The organism is Sphaerisporangium perillae (genome assembly GCF_023276435.1).
Lineage (GTDB): Bacteria > Actinomycetota > Actinomycetes > Streptosporangiales > Streptosporangiaceae > Sphaerisporangium > Sphaerisporangium perillae.
The window spans coordinates 1-2165 of sequence record NZ_JALLPO010000097.1 but is presented as its reverse complement, the minus strand read 5'-3'; the positions used below and the strand labels follow the sequence as shown (position 1 = coordinate 2165).

Here is a 2165-nt window from a genome sequence, read left to right as displayed (position 1 = left end):
GGGGGCGGTGGGCGATTCGTGCCCGGCGGTGTCCTGCCGCGTTCGTCGGCCATGTCGTCCCTCAGTCCGATGTCGTGAACTCGGCGTCGATGACGTCGTCACCCTTGGGCGCGCCCTCGGCCTGCCCGGCGCCGGCCTGCTGCCCGGCGCCCGCGGGCTCGCCCTGCGGGGCGGACACGGCGCTGAGGCTGTGGAAGACCTGCTGCAGCTCCGAACTGAGGTCGCGCAGGCGCTCGACCGGCGCCTCCTCCTTGATCGCCTGGCGCGCGTCGGCGACGAGCTGCTCGGCCCTGGCCTTCTCGTGCACCGGCACCGCCTCGCCCAACTCCGCCAGCCGGCGTTCCACCTGGTAGGCCACCGAGTCCAGCTCGTTTCGCGCGTCGATCGCCTCGCGGAGCCTGGCGTCCTCGCCGCGGTGCCGCTCGGCGTCCTGCACCATCCGCTCGATCTCGCTCTTGTCCAGGTTGGAGCTCTCGCTGATCGTGATGCGCTGCTCGGCCTGGGTGTCCTTGTCCTTGGCGGCGACGTTGAGGATCCCGTTGGCATCCACGTCGAAGGTGACCTCGACCTGCGGCACTCCACGGGGCGCCGGGCGGATGTTCTCCAGCCGGAACCGGCCGAGCGCCCGGTTGTCGGCCGCGCGTTCCCGTTCTCCCTGCAGCACCACCACATCGACCGCGTTCTGATTGTCCTCGGCCGTGCTGAACGTCTCGGTACGGCGAGCGGGAATGGTGGTGTTGCGCTCCAGGACCTTGGTCATCACCCCGCCCAGCGTCTCGATGCCCAGCGACAGCGGCGTGACGTCGAGCAGCAGAACGTCCTTGACCTCGCCCTTGAGCACCCCGGCCTGAATCGCCGCGCCATCGGCCACCACCTCATCGGGGTTGACCGTCATGTTCGGTTCCTTGCCGCCGGTGAGCCGGCGCACCAGGCTCTGCACAGCCGGGATACGGGTGGAACCACCGACCAGGATGACCTCATCAAGGTCGTCGGCCGAGAGCTTGGCGTCCTCCATGGCCCGCTGGACCGGCCCCATCGTGCGCTCGACGAGGTCACGGGTGATCTCCTCGAACGTGGAGCGCATCAAGGTGGTGTTCAGGTGCTTGGGCCCGTTCGCGTCCGCGGTGATGAACGGCAGGCTGACCGTCGTCTGGGTGACCGACGACAGCTCCACCTTGGCCTTCTCCGCGGCCTCGAACAACCGCTGCAGGGCCTGCGGATCGCGCCGCAGGTCGATGCCCGTCTGGTTCTGGAACTCATCGGCCAGATGGTCGACGATCCGGCGGTCGAAGTCGTCACCGCCCAGGTGGGTGTCGCCGGAGGTGGACCGGACCTCGATGACCCCCTCGCCGATGTCCAGGACACTGACGTCGAAGGTCCCGCCGCCGAGGTCGAACACCAGGACCGTCTCACTGCCCTTCTTGTCCAGACCGTAGGCCAGGGCCGCGGCCGTCGGCTCATTGATGATCCGCATGACCTCAAGGCCCGCGATCTTCCCGGCGTCCCTGGTGGCGTGCCGCTGCGCGTCGTTGAAGTAGGCGGGCACCGTGATGACCGCCTCGGTGATCTTCTCGCCCAGGAACTTGGCGGCGTCCGCGACGAGCTTGCGCAGCACCAGAGCGGAGATCTCCTCCGGCGCATACAGCTTGTCCCTCACCTTGAAGCGCACCGCGTTGTCCGGCCCCGGCACCACGTCGAACGACACGGCGTTGATCTCGCTCTGCACCTCGTCGTACCGGCGACCGATGAACCGCTTCACGGAGTACAGCGTGCCCTTGGGATTCAAGATCGCCTGCCGCCGCGCGAGCTGGCCGACGAGCCGTTCCCCCGACTCTGTGAAGGCGACCACCGACGGCGTCGTCCGCTGCCCTTCCGCGTTGGGGATGACCACCGGCTGGCCGTCCTCCGTCGTGGCGATGACAGAGTTGGTGGTGCCGAGGTCGATGCCGACTGCCTTGGCCATAGCTACCTCCCCTAGGGCGGCGGGCGCATGAGCACCGACGGCACGCGAACTGAGCGCGGCGCACACCCACACCTTCGACACTGGTCAACCGGAGGCGACCGCACATCCTTCAAACGGGTAGTCGTTCAGCGCCACACGCGCGGACACGGATGCGCGGCCAGGCCCGAGAGAACGCCGGCCGCGGGCGCGGCCCCGGACGGGC

1 protein-coding gene is annotated in these 2165 nt (G+C 68.9%); it reads right to left on the bottom strand.

Going from position 1 to position 2165, the window contains the following annotated elements; translation table 11 throughout:
• Positions 1 to 61: 61 nt before the first annotated feature.
• A complete protein-coding gene (dnaK, locus tag MYF83_RS42105) occupies positions 62 to 1963 on the bottom strand; it encodes a molecular chaperone DnaK (protein WP_248966429.1) in 1902 nt (633 codons plus the stop codon).
• Positions 1964 to 2165: the final 202 nt, after the last annotated feature.